This is a genomic window from Pseudomonas entomophila (assembly GCF_013523125.1).
Lineage (GTDB): Bacteria > Pseudomonadota > Gammaproteobacteria > Pseudomonadales > Pseudomonadaceae > Aquipseudomonas > Aquipseudomonas entomophila_B.
Window position 1 is genome coordinate 69,488 of the sequence record NZ_JAAMQJ010000019.1, and the last position, 20,256, is coordinate 89,743.

At 59.3% G+C, this 20,256-nt stretch carries 16 protein-coding genes, 4 tRNA genes and 2 rRNA genes; all 22 read right to left on the minus strand.

The genetic code is table 11. From position 1 onward, the window contains the following. Nucleotides 1-8: 8 nt before the first annotated feature. Nucleotides 9-320, minus strand: a complete 312-nt coding sequence (gene rpsJ / locus G7007_RS12135; RefSeq protein WP_003186070.1) for a 30S ribosomal protein S10 — start codon at nucleotides 318-320, stop codon at nucleotides 9-11. A 142-nt stretch (nucleotides 321-462) separates the two neighbouring features. Then, nucleotides 463-1,656, minus strand: coding sequence for an elongation factor Tu (gene tuf, locus G7007_RS12140; RefSeq protein ID WP_060392307.1), 1,194 nt, complete (start codon nucleotides 1,654-1,656; stop codon nucleotides 463-465). Nucleotides 1,657-1,687: 31 nt separating this feature from the next. Further along, nucleotides 1,688-3,832, minus strand: coding sequence for an elongation factor G (gene fusA / locus G7007_RS12145; protein WP_181102042.1), 2,145 nt, complete (start codon nucleotides 3,830-3,832; stop codon nucleotides 1,688-1,690). A gap of 30 nt (nucleotides 3,833-3,862) precedes the next feature. Beyond that, nucleotides 3,863-4,333 (minus strand): 30S ribosomal protein S7, encoded by a 471-nt coding sequence (rpsG, locus tag G7007_RS12150; protein WP_003246741.1) that lies wholly within the window; start codon nucleotides 4,331-4,333, stop codon nucleotides 3,863-3,865. 106 nt (nucleotides 4,334-4,439) lie between these two features. After that, entirely contained in the window at nucleotides 4,440-4,811 is a 372-nt protein-coding gene (gene rpsL / locus G7007_RS12155; RefSeq protein ID WP_003257088.1) for a 30S ribosomal protein S12, read from the minus strand. 211 nt (nucleotides 4,812-5,022) lie between these two features. Next, nucleotides 5,023-9,222 (minus strand): DNA-directed RNA polymerase subunit beta', encoded by a 4,200-nt coding sequence (gene rpoC, locus G7007_RS12160; protein ID WP_181102044.1) that lies wholly within the window; start codon nucleotides 9,220-9,222, stop codon nucleotides 5,023-5,025. A gap of 65 nt (nucleotides 9,223-9,287) precedes the next feature. After that, a complete protein-coding gene (rpoB, locus tag G7007_RS12165; protein ID WP_181102045.1) occupies nucleotides 9,288-13,361 on the minus strand; it encodes a DNA-directed RNA polymerase subunit beta in 4,074 nt (1,357 codons plus the stop codon). 221 nt (nucleotides 13,362-13,582) lie between these two features. Next, on the minus strand, nucleotides 13,583-13,948 hold the full coding sequence (gene rplL / locus G7007_RS12170) for a 50S ribosomal protein L7/L12 (RefSeq protein WP_060392303.1): 366 nt from the start codon (nucleotides 13,946-13,948) through the stop codon (nucleotides 13,583-13,585). Between the two features lie 77 nt (nucleotides 13,949-14,025). Continuing rightward, complete coding sequence (gene rplJ, locus G7007_RS12175) at nucleotides 14,026-14,526, minus strand: 50S ribosomal protein L10 (protein ID WP_060392302.1); 501 nt, start codon at nucleotides 14,524-14,526, stop codon at nucleotides 14,026-14,028. 199 nt (nucleotides 14,527-14,725) lie between these two features. Then, a complete protein-coding gene (gene rplA, locus G7007_RS12180) occupies nucleotides 14,726-15,421 on the minus strand; it encodes a 50S ribosomal protein L1 (RefSeq protein ID WP_060392301.1) in 696 nt (231 codons plus the stop codon). Then, nucleotides 15,422-15,853: a 50S ribosomal protein L11 gene (gene rplK, locus G7007_RS12185; protein ID WP_027915748.1), complete on the minus strand. Its 432-nt coding sequence runs from the start codon at nucleotides 15,851-15,853 to the stop codon at nucleotides 15,422-15,424. 120 nt (nucleotides 15,854-15,973) lie between these two features. Next, nucleotides 15,974-16,507 carry a transcription termination/antitermination protein NusG gene (gene nusG, locus G7007_RS12190; protein ID WP_181102046.1) on the minus strand — a complete coding sequence of 178 codons (534 nt, stop codon included), beginning with the start codon at nucleotides 16,505-16,507 and terminating at the stop codon, nucleotides 15,974-15,976. Between the two features lie 9 nt (nucleotides 16,508-16,516). Beyond that, on the minus strand, nucleotides 16,517-16,885 hold the full coding sequence (gene secE, locus G7007_RS12195) for a preprotein translocase subunit SecE (RefSeq protein ID WP_181102047.1): 369 nt from the start codon (nucleotides 16,883-16,885) through the stop codon (nucleotides 16,517-16,519). Between the two features lie 44 nt (nucleotides 16,886-16,929). After that, nucleotides 16,930-17,005: transfer RNA gene (locus G7007_RS12200), tRNA-Trp, on the minus strand. 217 nt (nucleotides 17,006-17,222) lie between these two features. Then, nucleotides 17,223-17,298, minus strand: a tRNA-Thr gene (locus G7007_RS12205). Nucleotides 17,299-17,323: 25 nt separating this feature from the next. Next, a tRNA-Gly gene (locus tag G7007_RS12210) sits at nucleotides 17,324-17,397 on the minus strand. A 23-nt stretch (nucleotides 17,398-17,420) separates the two neighbouring features. After that, a tRNA-Tyr gene (locus G7007_RS12215) sits at nucleotides 17,421-17,505 on the minus strand. 143 nt (nucleotides 17,506-17,648) lie between these two features. Next, on the minus strand, nucleotides 17,649-18,074 hold the full coding sequence (locus G7007_RS12220) for a hypothetical protein (RefSeq protein WP_181102052.1): 426 nt from the start codon (nucleotides 18,072-18,074) through the stop codon (nucleotides 17,649-17,651). Nucleotides 18,075-18,081: 7 nt separating this feature from the next. Then, nucleotides 18,082-18,828 carry a pantothenate kinase gene (locus G7007_RS12225; RefSeq protein WP_181102048.1) on the minus strand — a complete coding sequence of 249 codons (747 nt, stop codon included), beginning with the start codon at nucleotides 18,826-18,828 and terminating at the stop codon, nucleotides 18,082-18,084. Beyond that, entirely contained in the window at nucleotides 18,818-19,777 is a 960-nt protein-coding gene (gene birA, locus G7007_RS12230) for a bifunctional biotin--[acetyl-CoA-carboxylase] ligase/biotin operon repressor BirA (RefSeq protein ID WP_181102050.1), read from the minus strand. The genes G7007_RS12225 and birA overlap by 11 nt, the downstream gene beginning before the upstream one ends. A 151-nt stretch (nucleotides 19,778-19,928) precedes the next feature. Then, nucleotides 19,929-20,044: ribosomal RNA gene (gene rrf, locus G7007_RS12235) — 5S ribosomal RNA — on the minus strand. Nucleotides 20,045-20,173: 129 nt separating this feature from the next. Further along, nucleotides 20,174-20,256, minus strand: a 23S ribosomal RNA gene (locus G7007_RS12240); the annotation flags it as partial.

Consider the following 20,256-nt stretch of genomic DNA (forward strand, 5'->3'; position numbering starts at 1 on the left):
CCGGAGTCTTAGCCGAGGCTGATCTGTACTTCCACACCTGCCGCCAGATCGAGCTTCATCAGCGCATCAACGGTTTTATCCGTTGGCTGGACGATGTCCAGAACGCGCTTGTGAGTACGGATCTCGTACTGGTCACGCGCGTCTTTGTTGACGTGCGGGGAGACCAGAACGGTGAACCGCTCTTTGCGGGTAGGCAGTGGAATAGGACCACGCACTTGTGCCCCAGTACGTTTCGCGGTTTCCACGATTTCCTGGGTGGATTGGTCGATCAGGCGATGGTCGAAAGCCTTCAACCTGATACGGATTTGCTGATTTTGCATTGGATTTCAGACTCCAGGCTGTTCCCATCGGGCGCACTACGCCCGTTAAAAGGAGGCGTGATTCTATAGACGCCCCTATTGGGTGTCAACCCAATAAAAAAAGCCCCCGCTGAGCGGGGGCCTTTTCAATCAACCGAGAGACTTACTCGATGATTTTGGCTACGACGCCGGCGCCGACGGTACGACCGCCTTCACGGATGGCGAAACGCAGACCGTCTTCCATTGCGATGGTCTTGATCAGGGTAACAGTCATCTGAATGTTGTCACCTGGCATGACCATTTCAACGCCTTCCGGCAGCTCGCAGTTACCGGTCACGTCAGTGGTACGGAAGTAGAACTGAGGACGGTAGCCTTTGAAGAACGGCGTGTGACGGCCGCCTTCTTCTTTCGACAGAACGTAGACTTCTGCGGTGAACTTGGTGTGCGGCTTGACCGAACCCGGCTTGACCAGAACCTGGCCACGCTCGACGTCGTCACGCTTGGTGCCGCGCAGCAGCACGCCGCAGTTCTCGCCAGCACGACCTTCGTCCAGCAGCTTGCGGAACATTTCCACACCGGTGCAGGTGGTGGTGGTGGTGTCACGCAGACCAACGATTTCCAGCGAGTCTTGAACGCGGACGATACCACGCTCGATACGGCCGGTCACAACGGTACCACGACCCGAGATCGAGAACACGTCTTCGATCGGCATCAGGAACGGCTGGTCGATGGCACGAACTGGCTCAGGGATGTAAGCATCCAGGGTTTCAACCAGTTTCTTGACGGCAGTGGTGCCCATCTCGTTGTCGTCTTTGCCTTCCAGCGCCATACGAGCGGAACCGATGATAATCGGAGTGTCGTCGCCTGGGAAGTCGTAGGTGGACAGCAGGTCACGCACTTCCATCTCGACCAGTTCCAGCAGCTCGGCGTCGTCTACCAGGTCAGCCTTGTTCAGGAAGACCACGATGTACGGAACGCCAACCTGACGGGACAGCAGGATGTGCTCACGGGTTTGTGGCATCGGACCATCGGCGGCCGAGCACACCAGGATCGCGCCGTCCATCTGGGCAGCACCGGTGATCATGTTCTTCACGTAGTCAGCGTGACCTGGGCAGTCAACGTGAGCGTAGTGACGAATGTTCGAGTTGTACTCGACGTGAGCGGTGTTGATGGTGATACCGCGCGCTTTCTCTTCTGGAGCCGAGTCGATCTTGTCGAACTCAACGACGGCCGAACCGAAAACTTCGGAGCAGACGCGAGTCAGCGCAGCAGTCAGCGTGGTTTTACCGTGGTCGACGTGACCGATGGTGCCAACGTTGACGTGCGGAAGGGAACGATCAAATTTTTCTTTAGCCACGACAGTGAACTCCTAGCCTAAAGGGGCTGAATCAGCCTTGTTTTTTAATGAGAGCTTCGACGATGTTCGACGGAGCTTCAGCGTACTTAGAGAATTCCATGGAGTAGCTTGCGCGACCCTGAGACATGGAACGAACGTCAGTCGCGTAACCGAACATCTCTCCGAGCGGAACTTCAGCACGGACGACACGGCCAGAGACCGATTCATCCATACCCTGGACCAGACCACGACGACGGTTCAGGTCACCCATCACGTCACCCAGGTAGTCTTCCGGGGTTACAACTTCGACCTTCATGATCGGCTCGAGAACCACGCCACCGCCCTTCTGGGCCAGCTGCTTGGTTGCCATCGAAGCGGCGATCTTGAACGCCATTTCGTTGGAGTCGACATCGTGGTACGAACCGTCGAATACCGTGGCCTTCAGGCCGATCAGAGGATAACCGGCAACGACGCCGTTTTTCATCTGCTCTTCGATACCCTTCTGGATCGGGGCGATGAATTCCTTCGGAATCACACCACCAACGACTTCGTTGGAGAACACCAGACCTTCGGTGATGTTGCCTTTCTCGTCGACTTCCGGCTCCGAGAAACGGATCCAGCAGTGACCGAACTGACCACGACCGCCCGACTGACGAACGAACTTGCCTTCGATCTCGACGTTGGACTTGGTGATCTTCTCGCGGTACGAAACCTGCGGCTTACCGATGTTGGCTTCGACGTTGAACTCGCGCTTCATGCGGTCAACGAGGATGTCCAGGTGCAGCTCGCCCATACCGGAGATGATGGTCTGACCAGTCTCTTCGTCGGTCTTGACGCGGAACGACGGGTCTTCCTGGGCCAGCTTGCCCAATGCGATACCCATCTTCTCCTGGTCAGCCTTGGTTTTCGGCTCGACGGAGAGCGAGATCACAGGCTCTGGGAAGTCCATACGCTCGAGGATGATTGGCTTGTCGGCGTTGCACAGGGTTTCGCCCGTGGTCACGTCCTTCATGCCGATCAGGGCAGCGATGTCGCCAGCGCGCACTTCTTTGATCTCTTCACGCTGGTTGGCGTGCATCTGCACCATACGGCCAACGCGCTCTTTCTTGCCCTTGACCGAGTTGATGACGGAGTCACCGGAACTCAGAACGCCCGAGTACACGCGAACGAAGGTCAACGTACCCACGAACGGGTCAGTTGCGATCTTGAACGCCAAGGCCGAGAACGGCTCATTGTCGTCTGCGTGACGCTCGTCCTTACGGACGGCCGGGTCTTCCTTGTCCAGGTCCTTGTCGTCCGGGTTGATACCCTGGATGGCAGGAATCTCGGTCGGAGCAGGCAGGTAGTCGATGACGGCGTCCAGAACCAGGGGAACACCCTTGTTCTTGAACGACGAACCGCAGACGGCCGGAACGATCTCGCTGGCCAGGGTGCGCGCGCGCAGGCCTGCCTTGATCTCTTCGACGGTCAGCTCTTCGCCTTCCAGGTACTTGTTCATCAGCTCTTCGCTGGACTCGGCGGCTGCTTCCACCATGTTCGAGCGCCATTCGTTGGCCAGCTCGACCATGTCCGCAGGAATCTCTTCCTCACGGTAGGTGGTGCCCTTGTCGTCGTCGTTCCAGTAGATAGCCTTCATCTTGATCAGGTCGACCTGACCCTGGAAGTTATCTTCCGAACCGATGGCCAGCTGAACCGGGACCGGGGTATGACCCAGACGGTTCTTGATCTGACCGACGACGCGCAGGAAGTTGGCACCGGCGCGGTCCATCTTGTTCACGTAGACAACACGTGGAACGCCGTACTTATTGGCCTGACGCCATACGGTTTCGGACTGCGGCTCAACGCCGGAGGTGCCGCAGAAGACGACGACCGCGCCGTCGAGTACACGCAGCGAACGCTCAACTTCAATGGTGAAGTCGACGTGGCCGGGGGTATCGATGACGTTGACACGGTAGTTGTCGTACTGACCCACGGAACCTTTCCAGAAGGTGGTCACGGCAGCGGAGGTAATGGTGATACCGCGCTCCTGCTCCTGCACCATCCAGTCGGTGGTCGCGGCGCCATCATGCACCTCGCCCATCTTGTGGCTCAGACCTGTGTAGAACAGGATCCGCTCGGTCGTAGTGGTCTTGCCCGCATCGACGTGCGCGCAAATACCGATGTTACGGTAGCGGTTGATTGCTGTAGTACGAGCCATAAAGCCCTCGCAAAAAGATTGTTGCGTGATTTAGAAGCGGTAGTGCGAGAACGCTTTGTTGGCTTCAGCCATACGGTGCACGTCTTCACGCTTCTTGACTGCAGCACCCTTGCCTTCAGCGGCATCCAGCAGCTCGCCAGCCAAACGCAAGGCCATCGACTTCTCGCCGCGCTTGCGGGCGTAGTCTACGAGCCAGCGCATTGCCAGTGCATTACGACGGGACGGACGAACTTCGACAGGAACCTGGTAGGTAGCACCGCCTACACGGCGGGACTTGACTTCGACCAGCGGAGCGATGGCGTCGAGAGCTTTCTCGAAGATTTCCAGGGGGTCGCTGTTCTTGCGGGCCTTGACGGTGTCCAGTGCGCCGTAAACGATGCGCTCTGCGACGGCCTTCTTGCCGCTTTCCATCACGTGGTTCATGAACTTGGCGAGGATCTGGGATCCGTATTTCGGATCGTCCAGGATCTCACGTTTTGCTGCTACACGACGTCTTGGCATGATAAGCCCTCAAACGGTCTTCAGGTTAGCCCGGGACGCGGGTCTTCGACCCCTGCCCGACCTTACTCTTATCGACTCAAAAAAATGGATGTCTGCAAACGGCCGATTACTTCGGACGCTTGGTACCGTACTTCGAACGACCCTGGTTACGGCCTTTGACGCCGGAGGTATCCAGAGAGCCGCGAACGGTGTGGTAACGAACACCTGGCAAGTCTTTGACACGGCCGCCACGGATCAGGACGACGCTGTGCTCTTGCAGGTTGTGGCCTTCACCACCGATGTACGAGGAAACCTCGAAACCGTTGGTCAGGCGCACACGGCAGACTTTACGCAATGCCGAGTTAGGTTTCTTCGGCGTGGTGGTGTACACGCGGGTGCACACGCCACGACGTTGCGGGCAGTTCTGCAGCGCAGGTACGTCGGATTTCTCGACGGTACGCTTACGCGGCTGACGTACCAGCTGGTTGATAGTTGCCATCTACTAGCTCCACTGATTGTCTTGCGACGCTATTGTCTTGCAAGAAAAGCCAAAAATCGGCGAGACGGAGCCTCACCAAATTTAAGGGTACAAAAGTCTAAAGAGGATCGGGCATTCAGTCAAGACAAGGCCCCGGCCCTACCCCGCCGATCATCGGCAACACTCGCGGTTGCCGGTGACCATGGGAGAGGACCGGGGCCTGGCCTCAGACTCAGTTGCCGCTCGAGTTCAATGCTTCGGTCAGTGCGGCTTCCACCTCACTGGCGCTCACACGCAGCGGCTTGTCGGCATCACGGCGACGCTTGCGCTCGCTGTGGTACGCCAGACCGGTACCGGCCGGGATCAGACGACCCACGACCACGTTCTCCTTCAGGCCGCGCAGGTAGTCACGCTTGCCGGTGACCGCAGCTTCGGTCAACACGCGCGTGGTTTCCTGGAACGACGCTGCCGAGATGAACGATTCGGTCGACAGCGACGCCTTGGTGATACCCAGCAGCACACGCGAGAACTTCGAGATGAACTTGTCCTCGGAGGCGAGGCGCTCGTTCTCCACCAGCACTTGCGTGAGCTCCATCTGGTCGCCCTTGATGAAGCTGGAGTCACCCGACTCGGCGATCTCGACCTTGCGCAGCATCTGACGCAGGATGGTCTCGATGTGCTTGTCGTTGATCTTCACGCCCTGCAGGCGGTACACGTCCTGAATCTCGTTGACGATGTACTTGGCCAGCGCGCTGACGCCCAGCAGACGCAGGATGTCGTGCGGATCGCTCGGGCCGTCGGAGATGACTTCACCGCGGTTGACCTGTTCGCCTTCGAAGACGTTCAGGTGACGCCACTTCGGAATCAGCTCTTCGTACGGATCGGTACCATCGTTCGGCGTGATCACCAGACGGCGCTTGCCCTTGGTTTCCTTGCCGAACGCGATGGTGCCGCTGACTTCCGCCAGGATCGACGCTTCCTTCGGACGACGCGCTTCGAACAAGTCGGCAACGCGCGGCAGACCACCGGTGATGTCACGGGTCTTGGACGTCTCTTGCGGAATACGCGCGATGACGTCACCCACGGCGATCTGCGCACCGTCAGCCACGCCGACCAGGGCGTTGGCAGGCAGGAAGTACTGCGCCGGTACGTCGGTACCTGGCAGCATGAGGTCCTTGCCATTGGCATCGACCATCTTGATCGCCGGACGGATTTCCTTGCCGGAGGCAGGGCGGTCCTTGACGTCCAGGACTTCGATGTTGGTCAGGCCAGTCAACTCGTCGGTCTGACGCTTGATGGTGATGTTTTCTTCCATGCCCACGAAGGTCACGGTACCTTTCAGCTCGGTCACGATCGGGTGGGTGTGCGGGTCCCACTTGGCGACGATGGCGCCAGCGTCGACCTTGTCGCCTTCCTTGACCGAAATGACCGCACCGTATGGCAGCTTGTAGCGCTCACGCTCACGACCGAACTCGTCGGCGATCGCCAGCTCACCGGAACGCGAGACCGCGACCAGGTTGCCGTCGGCACGCTCGACCTGCTTCAGGTTGTGCAGACGCACCATGCCGCCATTCTTCACCTGAACGCTGTCGGCGGCCGAAGTCCGGCTTGCCGCACCACCGATGTGGAAGGTACGCATGGTCAGCTGGGTACCCGGCTCACCGATCGACTGGGCCGCGATGACGCCGACCGCTTCGCCGATGTTCACCTGGTGACCACGTGCCAGATCACGGCCGTAGCACTTGGCGCAGATGCCGTAGCGGGTTTCGCAGCTGATCGGCGAACGCACGACCACTTCGTCGATGCTGTTCAGCTCGATGAACTCGACCCACTTCTCGTCCACCAGCGTACCGGCTGGAACGATCACGTCTTCGGTGCCTGGCTTGAACACGTCACGGGCGATGACACGGCCCAGTACACGCTCACCCAGAGGTTCGACGACGTCGCCGCCTTCGATGTGCGGGGTCATCAGCAGACCCTGGTCGGTGCCGCAATCGATCTCGGTCACCACCAGATCCTGCGCCACGTCGACCAGACGACGGGTCAGGTAACCGGAGTTCGCGGTCTTCAAGGCGGTATCCGCCAGACCTTTACGTGCACCGTGCGTCGAGATGAAGTACTGCAGTACGCTCAGGCCTTCACGGAAGTTCGCGGTGATCGGCGTCTCGATGATCGAGCCGTCCGGCTTGGCCATCAGACCACGCATACCGGCCAGCTGACGGATCTGTGCAGCGGAACCCCGCGCACCCGAGTCGGCCATCATGTACATCGAGTTGAAGGATTCCTGGTCGACTTCGTCGCCATTGCGGTCGATGACCTTCTCTTTCGAGAGGTTGGCCATCATCGCCTTGGACACTTCGTCGTTCGCCTTGGACCACAAGTCGATGACCTTGTTGTACTTCTCGCCCTGGGTCACCAGACCCGAGGCGTACTGGCTCTCGATTTCCTTCACTTCATCGGTCGCGGTGCCGATGATGCGGGCTTTTTCGTCCGGGATGACGAAGTCGTTCACCCCGATCGAAACGCCGGAAATGGTCGAGTAGGCGAAACCGGTGTACATCAGCTGGTCGGCGAAGATGACGGTTTCCTTCAGACCCACCACGCGGTAGCACTGGTTGATCAGCTTGGAGATCGCCTTCTTCTTCATCGGCTGGTTGACCACGTCGTACGACAGGCCGGCCGGTACCACCTGGAACAGCAGTGCACGGCCGACGGTGGTGTCGACGATGCGGGTGTTCTTGACGCTGTTGCCGTCACGGTCGTTCACGGTCTCGTTGATACGGACCTTGATCTTCGCGTGCAGGGCAGCTTCGCCAGCGCGGAAGACGCGGTCGACTTCCTGCAGGTCGGCGAACACGCGACCTTCGCCCTTGGCATTGATGGCTTCACGGGTCATGTAGTACAGACCCAGGACCACGTCCTGCGACGGCACGATGATCGGCTCACCGTTGGCAGGCGACAGGATGTTGTTGGTCGACATCATCAGCGCACGCGCTTCGAGCTGGGCTTCCAGCGTCAGCGGTACGTGAACGGCCATCTGGTCACCGTCGAAGTCGGCGTTGTACGCAGCACACACCAGAGGGTGCAGCTGGATCGCCTTGCCTTCGATCAGCACCGGCTCGAACGCCTGGATACCCAGACGGTGAAGGGTCGGTGCACGGTTGAGCAGCACGGGGTGTTCGCGGATGACTTCGGCCAGGACGTCCCAGACCTCTGGCAGCTCGCGCTCGACCATCTTCTTGGCGGCCTTGATGGTGGTCGCCAGACCACGCATTTCCAGCTTGCCGAAGATGAACGGCTTGAACAGCTCGAGGGCCATCTTCTTCGGCAGACCGCACTGGTGCAGACGCAGGGTCGGGCCCACGGTGATCACGGAACGACCGGAGTAGTCCACGCGCTTGCCGAGCAGGTTCTGACGGAAGCGACCTTGCTTACCTTTGATCATGTCGGCCAGCGACTTCAGCGGACGCTTGTTCGAGCCGGTGATGGCGCGACCGCGACGGCCGTTGTCGAGCAGGGCGTCGACCGCTTCCTGCAGCATGCGCTTTTCGTTGCGCACGATGATGTCCGGCGCCGACAGATCGAGCAGGCGCTTGAGGCGGTTGTTCCGGTTGATCACCCGGCGGTACAGGTCGTTCAGGTCGGACGTGGCAAAACGGCCACCGTCCAGTGGAACGAGCGGACGCAGGTCTGGCGGCAGTACCGGCAGAACGGTCAGGATCATCCACTCAGGCAGGTTGCCCGAACCCTGGAAGGCTTCCATCAGCTTGAGGCGCTTGGACAGCTTCTTGATCTTGGTTTCCGAGTTGGTCTGCGGAATCTCTTCGCGCAGGCGGCCGATCTCGTGCTCCAGGTCAATGGCGTGCAGCAGCTCGCGGACAGCCTCGGCGCCCATGCGGGCATCGAAGTCGTCACCGAACTCTTCCAGCGCTTCGAAGTACTGCTCGTCGTTCAGCAGCTGACCCTTCTCAAGGGTGGTCATGCCTGGGTCGATGACGACGTAGCTCTCGAAGTAGAGCACGCGTTCGATGTCACGCAGGGTCATGTCCATCAGCAGGCCGATACGGGACGGCAGCGACTTCAGGAACCAGATGTGGGCGACCGGCGAGGCCAGTTCGATGTGCGCCATGCGCTCACGACGGACCTTGGCCAGGGCGACTTCGACGCCACACTTCTCGCAGATCACGCCACGGTGCTTCAAGCGCTTGTACTTGCCGCACAGGCACTCGTAGTCCTTGACCGGGCCAAAGATCTTGGCGCAGAACAAGCCGTCACGCTCGGGCTTGAACGTACGGTAGTTGATGGTTTCCGGCTTCTTAACTTCACCGAACGACCACGAACGGATCATTTCAGGCGACGCCAGACCGATACGGATGGCGTCGAACTCTTCGACTTGACCCTGGTTTTTCAGCAAATTCAGTAGGTCTTTCAAGGCCTTTCCTCCTGGCGGAGCAGGGAGCGAGCTGTATCAGCCCCGCTCCCGATTCGCGTCACGTGTTATTCGGTTTCCAGATCGATATCGATACCGAGCGAACGAATCTCTTTGATCAACACGTTGAAGGACTCGGGCATGCCCGGCTCCATACGGTGATCGCCATCCACGATGTTCTTGTACATCTTGGTACGGCCGTTCACGTCGTCCGACTTCACTGTGAGCATTTCTTGCAGGGTGTATGCCGCGCCGTATGCTTCCAGCGCCCACACTTCCATCTCCCCGAAACGCTGACCACCGAACTGCGCCTTACCACCCAGCGGCTGCTGGGTGACCAGGCTGTAGGAACCAGTGGAACGCGCGTGCATCTTGTCGTCCACCAAGTGGTTCAGCTTGAGCATGTACATGTAACCCACGGTTACAGGACGCTCGAACTTGTTGCCGGTACGCCCGTCGAACAGCTGCATCTGGCCGCTCTCTGGCAGGTCTGCCAGTTTCAGCATGGCCTTGATTTCGCTCTCCTTGGCACCGTCGAAGACCGGCGTGGCCATTGGCACACCCTTCTTCAGGTTGTTGGCCAGGGCCAGGATCTCGGCATCGGAGAACTCGTCCAGGTTTTCCTGACGACCACCGATCTCGTTGTAGATCTCGGTCAGGAAACCGCGAACTTCGGCGGCCTGGCGCTGCTCTTCGATCATGCGGTCGATCTTCTCGCCCAGCCCCTTGGCCGCGAGGCCCAGGTGGGTTTCGAGGATCTGCCCGACGTTCATACGCGACGGTACGCCCAGCGGGTTGAGCACGACATCGACCGGCGTACCGTTGGCGTCGTGTGGCATGTCTTCGACCGGCATGATCACCGAGACCACACCCTTGTTACCGTGACGACCGGCCATCTTGTCGCCTGGCTGGATACGACGGCGGATGGCCAGGTAGACCTTGACGATCTTCAGGACGCCCGGTGCCAGGTCATCGCCCTGCTGCAGCTTGCGCTTCTTGTCTTCGAACTTGTCGTCCAGCAGACGGCGACGATCGACGATGTAGGCCTGGGCCTTCTCGAGCTGCTCGTTGAGCGCGTCTTCGGCCATGCGCAGTTTGAACCACTGACCATGCTCCAGACCGTTCAGGACGTCATCGCTGATCACGGTGCCCTTCTTCAGGCCCGCGCCGCCGTCGACGACCTGGCCGTTGAGCGCTGAACGCAGACGCTCGAAGGTGGCGCCTTCGACGATGCGGAACTCCTCGTTGAGGTCCTTGCGGATCTCGTCGAGTTGCATCTTCTCGATCGACAGCGCACGGCTGTCACGCTCGACGCCATCACGGGTGAAGACCTGGACGTCGATGACGGTACCCTTGGTGCCGGTTGGCACGCGCAGGGAGGTGTCCTTCACGTCGCTGGCCTTCTCACCGAAGATCGCGCGCAGCAGTTTTTCTTCCGGCGTCAGTTGGGTCTCGCCTTTTGGCGTGACTTTGCCGACCAGGATGTCACCGGCACCGACTTCGGCACCGACGTAGACGATACCGGCTTCGTCCAGTTTGTTCAGCGCGGCTTCACCCACGTTCGGGATGTCCGCGGTGATCTCTTCCGGGCCGAGCTTGGTGTCACGGGCCACACAGGTCAGTTCCTGGATGTGGATCGTGGTGAAGCGGTCTTCCTGAACCACACGCTCGGACAGGCAGATGGAGTCTTCGAAGTTGAAGCCGTTCCATGCCATGAAGGCGATGCGCATGTTCTGGCCCAGCGCCAGTTCACCCATGTCGGTGGACGGACCGTCAGCCATGATGTCGCCACGGCTGACCACGTCACCCTTGCTGACCAGCGGACGCTGGTTGATGCAGGTGTTCTGGTTGGAACGGGTGTACTTGGTCAGGTTGTAGATGTCCACACCGGCTTCACCGGTCTCGACTTCTGCATCCGCCACGCGCACGACGATACGGCTGGCATCGACCGAGTCGATCACACCACCACGACGCGCGACCACGCAGACACCGGAGTCACGGGCGACGTTGCGCTCCATGCCGGTACCGACCAGTGGCTTGTCGGCACGCAGGGTCGGCACGGCCTGACGCTGCATGTTCGAACCCATCAACGCACGGTTGGCGTCGTCGTGCTCGAGGAACGGGATCAGCGAGGCGGCGACCGAGACGACCTGCTTGGGCGAGACGTCCATCAGGGTGACGTCTTCCGGCGCCTTGACGGTGAACTCGTTCAGGTGACGCACGGCCACCAGTTCGTCGATCAGCTGCTTCTGGTCGTTCATCGCGGCCGAAGCCTGGGCGATGACGTGATCGGCTTCTTCGATCGCCGACAGGAAGACGATGTCGTCGCTGACCACACCCTCTTTCACCACGCGGTACGGGCTTTCCAGGAAGCCGTACTGGTTGGTGCGGGCATAGGCCGCCAGGGAGTTGATCAGACCGATGTTCGGACCTTCCGGCGTCTCGATCGGGCACACGCGGCCGTAGTGGGTCGGGTGTACGTCACGGACTTCGAAGCCTGCGCGCTCACGGGTCAGACCGCCCGGGCCGAGTGCGGAGACACGACGCTTGTGGGTGATCTCCGACAGCGGGTTGTTCTGGTCCATGAACTGGGAGAGCTGGCTGGAACCGAAGAACTCCTTGACCGCCGCCGCGACAGGCTTGGCGTTGATCAGGTCCTGCGGCATCAGGCCTTCGCTCTCGGCCATCGACAGACGCTCTTTGACTGCGCGCTCGACACGCACCAGGCCCACGCGGAACTGGTTCTCGGCCATTTCGCCGACGCAACGCACGCGACGGTTACCCAGGTGGTCGATGTCGTCGACGATGCCTTTGCCGTTACGGATATCGACGAGGGTCTTGAGCACCTCGACGATGTCTTCCTTGCTCAGCACGCCCGACCCTTCGATCTCGTTGCGACCGATGCGGCGGTTGAACTTCATGCGGCCGACGGCGGACAGGTCGTAACGCTCAGCGCTGAAGAACAGGTTGTTGAACAGGGTCTCGGCGGCATCCTTGGTCGGCGGCTCGCCGGGACGCATCATGCGATAGATTTCGACCAGTGCCTCCAGCTGGTTGCTGGTGGTGTCGATCTTCAAGGTATCGGAGATGAACGGACCGCAGTCGATGTCGTTGGTGTACAGGGTCTCGATACGGACGACCTGTGCCTTGGCGATCTTGATCAGCAGTTCGGTGGTCAGCTCGGTGTTGCACTCGGCCAGGATCTCGCCGGTGGCCGGATGCACGATGGCCTTGGCAGTGGTACGGCCCAGGACATACTCCATCGGCACGTCCAGCTGCTTCACGCCAGCCTTCTCGATCTGGTTGATGTGACGTGCAGTGATGCGACGACCTTGCTCGACGATGACCTTGCCGGTCTCGTCGACGATGTCCATCACCGCCACTTCACCACGCAGGCGCTGCGGCACCAGCTCCAGGCTCAGGCTCTCACCGGAGATGTGGAACACGTTGGTGGTGTAGAAGGCGTTCAGGACTTCTTCGGTGCTGTAGCCCAGCGCGCGCAGCAGGACCGAGGCCGGCAGCTTGCGACGGCGGTCGATACGCACGAAGACGCAGTCCTTGGGGTCGAACTCGAAGTCCAACCAGGAGCCGCGGTAAGGGATGATGCGCGCGGAGTACAGCAGTTTGCCGGAGCTGTGAGTCTTGCCGCGGTCGTGGTCGAAGAACACGCCTGGCGAACGGTGCAGCTGGGAAACGATCACACGCTCGGTACCGTTGATAACGAAGGTACCGTTTTCAGTCATCAGGGGGATTTCACCCATGTAGACTTCTTGCTCTTTGATGTCCTTGATCGCTTTGTTCGACGATTCCTTGTCGAAGATGATCAGCCGGACTTTCACCCGCAGCGGGACGGCGAACGTCACGCCACGCAGGACACATTCCTTCACATCGAAGGCCGGCTCACCCAGACGATAGCCAACATACTCCAAGGCGGCATTGCCGGAGTAGCTGATGATCGGGAATACCGATTTGAAGGCCGCATGCAGACCGACGTCGCGGAACTGGTCCTTGGATGCGCCTGCCTGCAGGAATTCACGATACGAATCCAGCTGGATGGCCAGGAGGTAAGGCACATCCATGACGTCCGGCAACTTGCTAAAGTCCTTGCGGATACGTTTTTTCTCAGTGTATGAGTAAGCCATCAGCGTTCCCCAGCTTGGTCACCTGCTTGTTTGGCTCCTCCCGGCGGGAGCAGCCAGAAAATCGTGCAAACCCCTTGGTTTGCGCCACCGCTCTGGTGGTTACAGCGTGTTATCGGGGTCGATGTGGATCGACCAACCAATAACGGAAAAAGGCCGGTGGCAAAAGCCACCAGCCATCAGCCGTCTGCTCGACGCTCGGGCTGGAGACGCAAAGTCGATAGTTACTTGACTTCGACTTCAGCGCCTGCTTCTTCCAGCTTCTTCTTCGCGTCTTCAGCGGCTTCTTTCGAAACGCCTTCAGCGATGACTTGAGGAGCGCCGTCAACCTTTTCCTTGGCTTCTTTCAGGCCCAGACCGGTCAGTTCACGGACAGCCTTGATCACGTTGACTTTCTTGTCGCCAGCGGCTTTCAGAACAACGTTGAACTCGGTTTGCTCTTCAACAACGGCAGCGGCAGCAGCTGGGCCGGCAGCGGCAACAGCGGCGGTCACGCCGAAGGTTTCTTCCATCGCTTTGATCAGCTCAACAACTTCCAGAACGGTTTTCTGGCCGATGGCTTCGATGATTTGCTCGTTAGTCAGGGACATGACTTAAATCCTGTATTGGGGTGACAGCCTATCCAGCCATCAAATTAAACGTATGATTTGAAAGCGCTTTCCGTGCCTTAGGCGGCGGTAGCTTCTTTCTGATCGCGAATGGCTGCCAGCGTACGCGCCAGCTTGCTGGTGGCGCCTTGGATAACGCTCATCAGCTTCGCGATAGCCTCGTCGCGCGTTGGCAGGGTCGCCAACACATCGATTTCATTGGCGGCAATGAAATTGCCGTCAAACGCAGCTGCCTTGATCTCGAACTTGCTCTGACCCTTGGCGAACTCCTTGAACAGACGGGCAGCGGCGCCCGGGTGCTCGTTGGAGAAGGCAATCAGGGTAGGGCCGGTGAAGGTGTCGTTGAGCACACTGAATTCAGTGTCGGCAACGGCACGCTTGAGCAGGGTGTTACGTACGACACGTACGTATACGCCAGCTTCACGAGCCTCTTTACGGAGTCCGGTCATTGCGCCTACAGTCACACCACGGGCATCGGCCACGACAGCGGACAGAGCGACTTTGGCAGCCTCGTTGACTTCAGCGACGATGGCCTTCTTGTCTTCGAGTTTAATTGCCACGGGTTTACTCCTGGTTTCTACCGTTTCATCTGGCCGAAGCCGGATGTCGTTTTGGTGTCTGATTCGATCACGAATCGGGAGCACCATCTGCGTGGGCTGGTGTTTTAAGGCTTGCGCCGCCTACGGTCTTGGATAGCCCCCGCCAGGCAGGGACCCCAATCTCTTGCTGCCGCCGCGAGCAGGTCGCGGCGACGGGGTGTTACACGTCGAGCGAACCTTGGTCGATGACCAGGCCTGGACCCATGGTGGTGCTCAGGGTCACGCGCTTGACGTAGATACCTTTCGAGGAAGCAGGCTTGATGCGCTTGAGATCAGCGATCAGTGCTTCGACGTTTTCCTTCAGCTTGGTGGCTTCGAAGCCGACCTTGCCAACGGAGGTGTGGATGATACCGTTCTTGTCGGTACGGTAGCGAACCTGACCGGCCTTGGCGTTCTTGACGGCGGTGGCGACGTCAGGGGTCACGGTACCGACCTTCGGGTTAGGCATCAGGCCGCGAGGACCCAGAACCTGACCCAACTGACCGACAACGCGCATGGCATCCGGAGAAGCGATGACGACGTCATAGTTCAGGTCGCCGCCTTTCATTTCGGCAGCCAGGTCGTCCATGCCAACGCGGTCGGCACCGGCAGCCAGAGCGGCTTCGGCAGCCGGGCCCTGGGTGAAGACGGCAACGCGGACGGTCTTGCCAGTGCCGTGTGGCAGCACGGTAGCGCTACGAACGACCTGGTCGGATTTACGTGGGTCAACGCCGAGGTTGACGGCAACGTCGAAGGATTCGGTGAACTTCACGGCGGACAGTTCAGCCAGCAGGCTAGCTGCTTCTTCGAAGTTGTAAGCCTTGCCCGCTTCGACTTTCGAAGCGATGGCCTTTTGGCGCTTGGTCAGCTTAGCCATTTACACACCCTCCACGTTGAGGCCCATGCTGCGAGCGGAACCGGCGATGGTGCGCACGGCTGCGTCCAGGTCAGCGGACGTCAGATCGGCCTGCTTGGCCTTGGCGATCTCTTCCAGCTGGGCACGGGTCACGGTACCGACCTTGACGGTGTTCGGACGAGCCGAACCGCTGGTCAGGCCAGCTGCTTTCTTCAGCAGAACCGAGGCAGGGGTGCTCTTGGTCTCGAAGGTGAAGCTGCGGTCACTGTAGACAGTGATGATCACGGGCGTCGGCAGGCCGGCTTCTTGACCCTGAGTACGGGCGTTGAAGGCCTTGCAGAATTCCATGATGTTCACGCCGTGCTGGCCCAGTGCAGGGCCGACGGGTGGGCTTGGGTTGGCCTGGCCGGCCTTAACTTGCAGCTTGATGTAAGCCTGAATCTTCTTAGCCATGAGCTACTCCAATATCGGGTACGAACGCCTGCTGGCTCCCCGGATGACTTGCGTTTTATCCCAGTGACGACAAAACCCCGCAGCACTATGGGCTGCGGGGCTATGGGATGCTGCGTTCGATCAGACCTTCTCGACCTGACCGAACTCGAGCTCCACCGGGGTGGAGCGACCGAAAATAAGCACAGCCACGGTGAGCCGGTTCTTTTCGTAATTGACTTCTTCGACGCTGCCAGTGAAATCGGCAAATGGGCCATCATTGACGCGCACCGACTCACCCACTTCGAACAACGTCTTCGGCTTCGGCTTGTCGGTGCCATCGGCAACACGACGCAGAATGGCCTCGGCCTCACGATCGGTGATGGGCGCAGGCTTGTCCGCAGTACCGCCGATGAAGCCCATGACGCGAGGCGTGTCCTTGACCAAGTGCCAAGTGCCTTCGTTCATTTCCATCTGGACCAGCACGTAGCCAGGGAAGAACTTACGCTCGCTCTTGCGCTTCTGGCCATTGCGCATCTCAACCACTTCTTCGGTCGGGACCAGAATTTCGCCAAAGCCGTCTTCCATCTGGTGCAGCTTCACACGCTCAGTCAGAGAGCGCATGACATGCTTCTCGTAACCCGAGTGAGCATGCACAACGTACCAACGCTTAGCCACGGGACACCCTTAGCCAACAATCAAGGAAACCAACCAGCCGAGCAGGGAATCGAGCCCCCACAGCAGCAGCGCCATGACCAACACGACAACCACAACGATCAACGTGGTCTGGGTGGTCTCTTGGCGGGTTGGCCACACGACTTTACGGATCTCGGTACGCGCTTCCTTCGCCAGCGTGAAGAACGACTTGCCTTTGGCCGTTTGCAGCGCAATGAAGCCTGCAGCGGCAGCCAGTGCAAGAAGTGCCAGGACGCGGTACAGGATCGGCGCGGCAGAATAGTACTGATTGCCGACGACGCCGATGACGACCAATGCAACAACAGCCAGCCACTTGAAAAGGTCAAAACGCGATTCTTGGGCTTCAGTTTTGGTGGTCATCGAGGAGGATCCTGTGAGAAGAAAGCCAATCACACCGAGGTGAATGGCAGGTCAGGAGGGAATCGAACCCCCAACCTACGGTTTTGGAGACCGTCGCTCTGCCAATTGAGCTACTGACCTTTAACACTGTATCAGGCCGACCATTATGATGACCTGACTGAGAGAAATCAACTACTTATTCAGTAGCCTTGCTGCGGCGCAACGCAGTGCCGACGGGGCGACGCTGCCTGCACTGATGCACGATCGACTTGCCGCGGAGAAGACCCCACTGAAGAAACAAGCCATCGACGACACCCATTAAAACAAAGGCAGATATTTTCATATCTGCCTTGTCATATGGAGCTCTTGAGCGGATTTGAACCGCTGACCTCACCCTTACCAAGGGTGTGCTCTACCAACTGAGCTACAAGAGCGTAACACGTGCAAAAACAGCAAACTTGGAGCGGGTAGCGGGAATCGAACCCGCATCATCAGCTTGGAAGGCTGAGGTTCTACCACTAAACTATACCCGCGGAGCATGCAGCTCTCGCTAAAATGGTGGAGGGGGAAGGATTCGAACCTTCGAAGTCGAAGACGTCAGATTTACAGTCTGATCCCTTTGGCCGCTCGGGAACCCCTCCTGAGCGTGGGCGGCATTTTCAACTCTTGCCGTCCTGCTGTCAAGCTTTTTCTCATTTAAATCTTGAGGTTAGCTCATTTGACAGCCGCTTCTGGTTAACCACTTGAGTGGTGTTCCCTGTGAAGCGGGCGCCATTCTATCAAGCTATTCAGCAGTTGCAATACCCCTGCACAAAATAATTTTGTGTTTTAAGTCATTGAAATCCATCGAAAGACTGGCGAGCACGGCCGAGTCCAGCAAACGCTCGCTCTGAGGCTCGATCTTCAACCACAGACCGTCGGCTCCAGGCAGCTGACCCACCACGGGTGTGCTGTCTACATCCAGGCTGAGCAGCCGCTGGCGCAATGCCTCAAGCCGCGCCTGCTGGGGAAACCCTCCGACGACCAGGCATTCATCCGGACGTCGAGCCACGGGCGTCTTGTTCATCTCGCGCAACAGCTGGATCTCGCGCTGCGCGCCCTTGTAGAGCGAGGTCGAGGTCACTTCCTTGACCTTCAATGGAGCCTGTTGCTGATGCCAAGCGTAATACACCCCGTTCAGGACGAGCAGAAGCAGGAATAACCAGCGCATCATCACCTCAGTCTAATGGGCAGGCCATGGCCAGCCCCACGAACACCAGGTCGGGCACCAGACGCGCCAGGGGGGCGACTTCTCGCACCAGTGGCGCATCTCCGCCGGTAAGGAAGACCGTACACCCCGCTCCCCAACGCGCCCGCGCCTGTTCTATCTGACCTTTGGCAAAGCCTTGCATCATCAGCACACAACCCCGCTCGACGGCCTCTACGGTGGAACGCCCCGGGCTCATGTCTTCCAGGGCCCGCTCCGCCGACGCATCGTCATAGCGGATCTGGCGCGTGTGGGTACGCAGTTGGCGCCGCATCAGTGGCATGCCTGGACAGATATAGCCCCCCAGGTGCTGCCCCCGTTCATCGACGAAGTCCGCCTTGGCAGCCGTACCGAAGTCCAGCACCAGGCACGGACCCTGGGCCAGGTGGAAACCGGCCAACGCACCCAGCCATCGATCCAGACCCAATCGCTGATAGTCGACATAGCCATTGCGCACCCCTGCCAGGTGCTGGGCGGGCTTGACGGTGTGCGGCACGACCTGGAAGGTCGACGTCAAGGACGCGCACAAGGCAGCCGTCTCTTCCTGGCCGCGCACACTGACGAGACGACAGGCCTGAAAGCTGACATTCAACGCCTGCACGGCGCTCAACAGCGCCTGGTCGGTCTCGACGAACCCACCAGACACGACCTCGGCCGTGTCGAAGCGAATCACACGCCATTTGATGAAACTGTTCCCACAATCGAGCTCAAGTATCATGTTGCAACCTTAGACTGAGCTCTCCACCGCTGAAACTCTTTTCCACGCCATCGACACTCAGGCGCAAGCCGCCCTGGTCATCGACGCCCATGACGGTTCCATTGATGGTCTGGATGCCGGCGATCAGCGATACGGCCCGGCCCTGCCAGAGATTGGCCTGCTCCCAGGCATCCTTGAAGGCAGCGAAACCGTGTACGGCATGGCGTTGCAGCTCACTGGCGAGCCGTCGATTGAGTCGAGCGACCAGCACATTCCTGTCCAGGTGGCTGCCCGTTTCATTCCTGACCGAGGTCCATTGCTGAGTGACGCTGTCGTTCTCCTGCATGTTGACGTTGATGCCGATGCCGATCACGACATGGCACACATCGGCAGGGTCGCCCACCAGCTCGAGCAGGATGCCTGCGATCTTGCGCTCTGCGACCAACACGTCGTTCGGCCACTTCAGACCGGCATTGACGACACCCTGTTCACGCAGAACATGCATCACCGCCAACCCCACGACCAGACTCAGCCCTTCCAACTGCCGCATGCCTCCCTCGATCCGCAGCACGAGGCTGTAATACACGTTCTCGGCGAAAGGACTGACCCATTGACGGCCTCGGCGGCCTCGACCTGCGCTTTGGCGTTCAGCCAAGACCAGGAAAGGGGCACGCGCGCCCTGTGCGAGATCACGCAGCGCCTGTGCATTGGTCGAATCGAGGGCTTCGTGTACGGCTATGGGCCATACGCCTGGCTGGGAGTGTTGTTCGATGACCGCCGGATCGAGCAGGGTGAGGGCAGCGGCCAACTGGTAACCACGGCCCCTGACCTTGTGCACCCTCACACCGAACTCATTCTCCAGGTGCTGCAGCTGTTTCCAGACAGCCGCACGGCTCACGCCCAGGGCAATGCCCAGGTCTTGCCCTGAATGGAAGCGGCCATCCTTGAGGAGATTCAACAACTTCAGCATGCCAGCCTCAACGTGAAATGAGGCTGGCATCATAGCCATGCACCCCGCGGTTGCATAGGAAAAGGCAGGAAGCGGACAGGCACTGGGCTCATAGACCCGGAAAAGACAAAACCCCTACCTGCATGCGCAGATAGGGGTTTTGCGAAATAAATCTTGGCGATGACCTACTCTCACATGGGGAAACCCCACACTACCATCGGCGATGCATCGTTTCACTGCTGAGTTCGGGAAGGGATCAGGTGGTTCCAATGCTCTATGGTCGCCAAGAAATTCGGTAGCCGGACCGTCGTATCGACAGGCCAGCAGATTCGGATATGTGATCTTTGTGTGCGTGCGAACTTTCGGTTCGTGTGTCTTCACACCCAACCTGCGCCTGGCAGATTGCTTGGGTGTTATATGGTCAAGCCTCACGGGCAATTAGTATTGGTTAGCTCAACGCCTCACAGCGCTTACACACCCAACCTATCAACGTCGTAGTC

Excerpts from the sequence above, each read along its gene's own strand:
- rpsJ (WP_003186070.1), bottom strand. The coding sequence starts at position 320 with ATGCAAAATCAGCAAATCCGTATCAGGTTGAAGGCTTTCGACCATCGC.
- fusA (WP_181102042.1), bottom strand. The coding sequence starts at position 3,832 with ATGGCTCGTACTACAGCAATCAACCGCTACCGTAACATCGGTATTTGC.
- rpsG (WP_003246741.1), bottom strand. The coding sequence starts at position 4,333 with ATGCCAAGACGTCGTGTAGCAGCAAAACGTGAGATCCTGGACGATCCG.
- rpsL (WP_003257088.1), bottom strand. The coding sequence starts at position 4,811 with ATGGCAACTATCAACCAGCTGGTACGTCAGCCGCGTAAGCGTACCGTC.
- rpoB (WP_181102045.1), bottom strand. The coding sequence starts at position 13,361 with ATGGCTTACTCATACACTGAGAAAAAACGTATCCGCAAGGACTTTAGC.
- rplL (WP_060392303.1), bottom strand. The coding sequence starts at position 13,948 with ATGTCCCTGACTAACGAGCAAATCATCGAAGCCATCGGCCAGAAAACC.
- rplA (WP_060392301.1), bottom strand. The coding sequence starts at position 15,421 with ATGGCTAAGCTGACCAAGCGCCAAAAGGCCATCGCTTCGAAAGTCGAA.
- rplK (WP_027915748.1), bottom strand. The coding sequence starts at position 15,853 with ATGGCTAAGAAGATTCAGGCTTACATCAAGCTGCAAGTTAAGGCCGGC.
- secE (WP_181102047.1), bottom strand. The coding sequence starts at position 16,885 with ATGACCACCAAAACTGAAGCCCAAGAATCGCGTTTTGACCTTTTCAAG.
- G7007_RS12220 (WP_181102052.1), bottom strand. The coding sequence starts at position 18,074 with ATGCGCTGGTTATTCCTGCTTCTGCTCGTCCTGAACGGGGTGTATTAC.
- G7007_RS12225 (WP_181102048.1), bottom strand. The coding sequence starts at position 18,828 with ATGATACTTGAGCTCGATTGTGGGAACAGTTTCATCAAATGGCGTGTG.
- birA (WP_181102050.1), bottom strand. The coding sequence starts at position 19,777 with ATGCTGAAGTTGTTGAATCTCCTCAAGGATGGCCGCTTCCATTCAGGG.